The 5596-nt window shown below is 55.2% G+C and carries 5 protein-coding genes, 1 tRNA gene and 1 pseudogene; 2 read left to right on the forward strand and 5 right to left on the reverse strand.

Translation table 11 applies throughout. The annotated features are described in order from the left end of the window. The coding region (locus tag ABX962_RS28710; protein WP_372724630.1) for an ABC transporter ATP-binding protein at positions 1 to 573 on the forward strand (573 nt) is incomplete at its 5' end. A 42-nt stretch (positions 574 to 615) separates the two neighbouring features. On the opposite strand, the gene ABX962_RS28715 is transcribed toward ABX962_RS28710, so the two are convergent. The 5 genes from ABX962_RS28715 to ABX962_RS28735 all read right to left on the reverse strand — a co-directional run bounded on the left by ABX962_RS28715 (position 616) and on the right by ABX962_RS28735 (position 4463). Continuing rightward, on the reverse strand, positions 616 to 2289 hold the full coding sequence (locus ABX962_RS28715; protein WP_372724632.1) for a hypothetical protein: 1674 nt from the start codon (positions 2287 to 2289) through the stop codon (positions 616 to 618). Positions 2290 to 2953: 664 nt separating this feature from the next. Continuing rightward, positions 2954 to 3035 (reverse strand) — tRNA-Ser (locus tag ABX962_RS28720). A 107-nt stretch (positions 3036 to 3142) separates the two neighbouring features. Next, positions 3143 to 3562, reverse strand: a complete 420-nt coding sequence (locus ABX962_RS28725; RefSeq protein ID WP_372724634.1) for a hypothetical protein — start codon at positions 3560 to 3562, stop codon at positions 3143 to 3145. Positions 3563 to 3571: 9 nt separating this feature from the next. Continuing rightward, a complete protein-coding gene (locus ABX962_RS28730) occupies positions 3572 to 3922 on the reverse strand; it encodes a hypothetical protein (RefSeq protein ID WP_372724635.1) in 351 nt (116 codons plus the stop codon). 238 nt (positions 3923 to 4160) lie between these two features. After that, positions 4161 to 4463, reverse strand: a complete 303-nt coding sequence (locus ABX962_RS28735; RefSeq protein WP_372724637.1) for a P-II family nitrogen regulator — start codon at positions 4461 to 4463, stop codon at positions 4161 to 4163. Positions 4464 to 4860: 397 nt separating this feature from the next. On the opposite strand from ABX962_RS28735, the pseudogene ABX962_RS28740 reads away from it, so the two are divergent. Next, a pseudogene (locus tag ABX962_RS28740) lies at positions 4861 to 5596 on the forward strand (hypothetical protein); the annotation flags it as partial.

Genomic DNA, 5596 nt, shown 5'->3' on the forward strand with positions numbered 1-5596 from the left:
ACGCTGATGCATCTGTTAGCAACTCTGGATCGCCCCGATGCCGGCGAGATCTACTTCCAAGGCAAGCGAATCGACAACGCCCCGCGAGCCGAACGCGATTCGTATCGCAACCATGACATCGGAATCATCTTTCAGTTCTATCATTTGTTGCCCGAGTTAACCGCGCTCGAAAACGTGTTAGCACCGATGATGATCAGCCAAAGTTTGTGGGGCTATTTCCGCAACCGAAAAGAAATTCGCACGCGTGCCGAAGAGATGCTCGATCGCGTGGGGCTGGCACACCGAGCCACCCATCGTCCGGCCGAAATGAGCGGCGGTGAGATGCAACGCGCGGCGATTGCTCGAGCCTTGATGACCGATCCCTCGCTGTTACTAGCCGATGAGCCGACCGGGAATCTTGATACCGAAACGGGCGAATCGATCCTCAATTTGCTGGTGGAATTGAACCAGCACGACAATCTGACGATCGTCATGATCACGCACGATGACGCGATCGCAGAGAAAGCGGATGTGTGCTACCGCATGCAAGATGGTTTGTTAGAAACCAACCACGGCGTGCTGCAAGCCGCCTGAAGGGCCAACGACTAAGTCGGTGACGACAATGCGATCACCGAATTAGATTTCGCGTGCGTAGACGGGATTCCATTTGATTCGGAAACCTGCTTCGCTGGCGTTCAGCGACGGGGGCGGAAGCAACTGTTCGTCTTCAGGATCTGCTGCCGATTCGGAACTGGATTCCGCATCACCACTCGCATCGGTATCATTCGCATCAGTGTCATTCGCATCGGTGTCGCTGGGTGAATTGGTCGGTGGCCCAATTTCAACGCTTTTTAAGCGAGTTTTGGGCTCGTCCATCTCACTGTCCTCTTTCGCAGGCGACAGCACCGAATGTCCATTGGATTCTTCGGTCGCCGGACGACGCGCTTCGGTCGGTTGCGAATCCGATGACGAGCTTACCGACGGAGTGCTGATGATCGGCGAGCTGCTGATCGTGCTCGGTACCGAAAATGACGAATAGCCGCTAACGATCGCGGGGCTAAACGGGTCGTAGTACGAAAGCGGAACACGCTGGACTACTTGTTTCGGCACCATTCGCGTTTCGGTGTACGGCACATACTTTTGCACCGTCACGGGACGGCGCACTTTGTGAGTGTAGGCTTCCTGTTCATAGTACTGAACCTGCACCGGCTCGCGACGAGTTTCATAAACCATGCGAGTCGATTGGACAGGTACCTTGCGCACTTGTTCTTCGGCGACCCAACGTTGCTGCTCGACGGGGACCTTGCGAGTCGTGGTTTCCGTGATTGGACGCTGAACCACCACGGGGATCTTGCGAACTTCGGTCGTTGCGACCATTCGCGTGGTTTGCACAGGGACGTTTTGTGTCACCATTTCGGTCTGCATGCGTGTTGTTTGCACAGGCACTTTCTGGGTCATGACTTCGGTCTGCATGCGTTGCACTTGAACCGGCACCTGGACTTGTTGCACCTCAGGCATGTAGCTGGTTTGGGCAACTTGTTGTTGGATGTAGTTCGGGCGATACGCCATTTGCGTTTGCACCGTCGGTGGCGTCATCATCGGCGTGACGGCATAGGCGCCACGAACGCGAGCAAAGATGCCCAGTGGGCCGGGGGTCGCGTAGGCGTTTGGAATGTACTGCGTTCCATATTGCAATTGGCCAGGCGTGACGACTTGTTGGGCGACGTAGCCGCCAGCATCGACGGTTTGCGTTTGCATCGTCGTGACGGGGCGAAGCGTGGTGTACTGCTGAGTCTGGAACTGAGTCTCGGTGACCGGTCGCTGAACCGCGTATTGTTGTTCGTAATATTGAGTTTCGGTAACCGGCCGCTGTACCGAGTACTGTTGTTGTTGGTAACTCGTTTCCACGACCGGTTTATACGTCGTGTACTGTTCTTCCCGCTCGGACGTTTCGGTGACATAGCGAGTTTGAGTTACGGTTTCATCGCGATACGAAGTCTCGACGACCGGCTTCCAAAGCGTGTAGCGCTCTTCACGATAATTGGTTTCGACGACCGGCTTGGCAACTTTATATTCACGTTCTTCGGTCCGCGTTTTCAGCACGGGGCGATAACTGGTGACCTCTTCTTCGACATAGCTGGTTTCATAGGTCAGCCGCATTCGCTGGACCGTCTCGGGTTGCATGACGGTTTCGCATTGCAACCGGTACTGCGGTTCAAAACAGCACGCATCCTGAGCTTCCACGTTCGCGCCCGACATCGTCGAAGTTGCCGCCAACAGGAGAGTCGTTGAGAAGAGTCGTCGTTTCATGATTATTTTCGTTCGAAGGACGAAGTCGCTGGATTGCTTCATAGGTGGGGGCACAACCGTACAATTTTTGTACCAATTGCGACCAAGGCGTGGTACTAGCACACCCCCGCAAACAATCGAGTGTTTGGGTTCCACCTTCAAGAGTAGGCAAGACTTGAGAAAAAAGTAGTCGAAACACCGAAAAAAACACACTTTTGCTCATCTGCATGACGGCTAGATTCGCCATTTCTCCTGGTCTGTTTATTTGACGCTACAACCGTTGCAAATTGGCAACGCACGTTTCCCAAACCGCCAAAATCGTCAGGATCCCCCTAGGTCTCCCTGTTGAACCAGTCGAGGCCATTGCCGCACGGCTTGCCAGAGCCTGTCCGTGAGACGGACGTTTGACTCGTCGCGGTGAATCCTGTTGAGCGGAAGTGCGTGCGATGCGGAGGACACGTTCACCGCGACGATGCCTGCTCGGAAAGCTACGCGAGGATCGTGATACGCTGCCAGCTTGGAAAGATGGGCGAGGATCGTAGCACTGGGCGAGGATCGCGGCACTGGGCGAGGATGGTTGGGACGCCCAGGTCTCTGGTCAACCAATCGATACTAAAAAAAACAATCGCTGCCAACGAAAAAACGCCCCGTAAAACACATGGTCTTACGGGGCGTCTTATCAAAGCGGAGGACACGGGACTCGAACCCGCAACCCGTTACCGGGCAACTGATTTCGAATCAGCCTGCTAGCCATTCGCTTATCCTCCGGCTCTGCGATTTTGATCGCTAAGCGGTATGTTCGCTTTGATCGCCGTCTGCGTCAAGTGTGGCTAATGCCGCTATTTTGTTTCCTATCCAATTTTACCCACTTGCCTCAACTGCGGTCCGAAACCACGATCCGGTCGATGCTCGACGCGGTGCGAATTCGCTGCAATTGGTCGACGATCTTAGGTTCCGACATCAAAATTGACTCGATCTCTGCCGCTCGATTGTGGGGGGAAGAGACGGTCAAACTGCTACCGCCTGCTTGCCCTGGATCACTGACAGCGACTTCGACCGGTGGGTTCACGCCGATCCCGGCTGCTTCGAGTCGCGAGCGGATTGCACCGGCGACTTGATCGATCATCGCACGCAGTTTCGATTCGCTGACGGGCTCATTTTCCGCCGAGCCGCTCTGCAGCACTTCGTCGAACCCGACCGCCTTCGATACGCCACTGGCCAGTTCGCCAACCATTTGGCTGGCAAAACTCGCCGCTTCGATCGCCATACGCGCCGTGGTAATAGGGGAACTCAATCGACTCTCTCAGTGTTTGTGTTCGGTGGTGAAATGGAATTCTTTGAGCCATTTTTCCCACTTGTGAGCGTCTTCGTGCGAATCAAGCTTCAATTCGTGCCATTCGGGACAGCGGTATTTGACATCCAAGTGGCCGTTGTGTTGATCGGTTTTCACTTCGCAGCCGAGTTTTTTCAGCGTTTTGGCGATCGTATCGGCTTTTTTCGCATCGTGGATGTGCTTCGCCTTCCAATCCTTCAATTGATAACGCACGACCTCGTTCGCGGGCGCCATCGTTGCCGCTGCATGTTGCGGCGGTGCTGCCGAAACAACGGTGGGAAGCAATGTCAAAGCGACTCCGATCATCAACATTCGGAACATCTGCGATCCTGTGGAAAGGGGGGGGATTACGGTCAGGCCAGAGAAAGGATTCAGCCGACCGCGCTAGCGAAAACGGTGGGGAGCGATTAGTAAAGAATCCGGGGGTGCCGCGTCAAGGTAGTTTCGAGCGATTTGCAGTTGTCACGGGCTTGCCACTGTCACGGCCGTCCCCTCGGCCACAGTCCCCTCGGCTCTGGCAAGCAAGGGGACAAGGAAGGGCAAACCGAGAGAGTGACGGTCAAAAGTACTCGGAAACAGGCAACACAAGGATTTTCCCGTCGCCGATTCGGCCAGTTCGGGTAACCGAGACGATCTTTTGCAGGATTTCTTCGCAGCGAGAATCATCGACCCACAGGGTGATTTCCACTTTGGGGACAAACGCCTGGGAATATTCGGTCTCTTTGTATTCGTTCAGATAGCTCTTTTGGCGACCGTAACCCTTCACTTCCATCACGCTGAGTGCTTCCAGCGGGGCACGACGCAAGCTCGCGAGCACTTGTTCGGCGAGATGGGGACGTACCGTGGTGATGATCTGTTTCATTCGAATGCCTATGACGTAGCATCGCGTTTGACGACGTGTCTGCTTGCAAACGTCCATCCTATGCCGGATTTTTCGCAAGCGGTACCAGCAGATGTCTGGGAATTAGCGTAAAACCGACAATTCTTAAGCGGGACTTTGCGAAATCAGCCAAGCCCCGGATTTCGTCCTTCCGACGCTGGTGGATTGGTTACCCGTTGGTTGGCTTTGGTCCTATAATTGACCTGAGAAGATTTTGCAGATTCAGCAGTGAACGAGGAATCCGAGCTACGCGGCGAATCCGAGCTACGCGGCTATCAACGCTGTGGCAATCAAAGACGCGGCATTGAACCAAGCAGCTCTGGAAATCGCAGACCAATATCATCCTTGGGGTCTTTCGTCAATTTATGGAAAAGAAGCAATGAAAGATGCAACCAAATGGGGCGAGACGATTTCCGCTCGCGTTGCCCTTGGGCGAGGCATCGTGCCTTTTCTGTTGGCTGGGGTGTTCGCCTTGGCGACGTCTTTGGCGCCGGCGGCCGATGCGGATGCTCCTCTGTCCAAAGCGGACCGGGTCAAAGTGGGGTATGTGATCGACATGCCCGCCACGTTGACGGCGGATGGCACCGCATCGATTTTGGCTCAGCTGAATCGGTTGGCAGAATCGTCGACTGATGAATCTCGCGTGACCGTCGTGATTCGTTACGCGGCGGGTGATGACAAGGATCGCCAAGCGTCGCTGGGCGAAACCGGATTCGAGGACGCGCTGCGATTAGCGCGAGCGATGACGGGGCCCGATCTTCGCCGCGTGCGAGTGGTTTCATGGGTCCAGGGAACCGTCGAAGGCCATTTGGTGTTGCCGATTTTGGCGTCGGACCTGTTGATCGTTTCGACGTCAGGCGTGATTGCCAATGCGACAAAAAACGAGACCAGCTCGGATGAAACGATCGAGGTCAGTTATCGATCGATTGCGGCCCGGCGAGGTTTGTTTCCGCCCGAGGTGGTCACGGCTTTGACGGATCCCGGCATCGCACTGGCTCGCGTGACCAAGGTCGACGGCAGTGAGGTGTTTGCTGCGGGCGAAGCGCTAACTCAATTGCGTGCCAGTGGTGAGATCACCAGTGAAGCGATTTGGTCGACCGCCGAAAGCCCACTGC

Source organism: Novipirellula sp. (assembly GCF_041583735.1).
In the GTDB taxonomy this organism is placed as follows: Bacteria; Planctomycetota; Planctomycetia; order Pirellulales; family Pirellulaceae; genus Novipirellula.

Excerpts from the sequence above, each read along its gene's own strand:
- ABX962_RS28715 (WP_372724632.1), bottom strand. The coding sequence starts at position 2,289 with ATGAAACGACGACTCTTCTCAACGACTCTCCTGTTGGCGGCAACTTCG.
- ABX962_RS28730 (WP_372724635.1), bottom strand. The coding sequence starts at position 3,922 with ATGTTCCGAATGTTGATGATCGGAGTCGCTTTGACATTGCTTCCCACC.
- ABX962_RS28735 (WP_372724637.1), bottom strand. The coding sequence starts at position 4,463 with ATGAAACAGATCATCACCACGGTACGTCCCCATCTCGCCGAACAAGTG.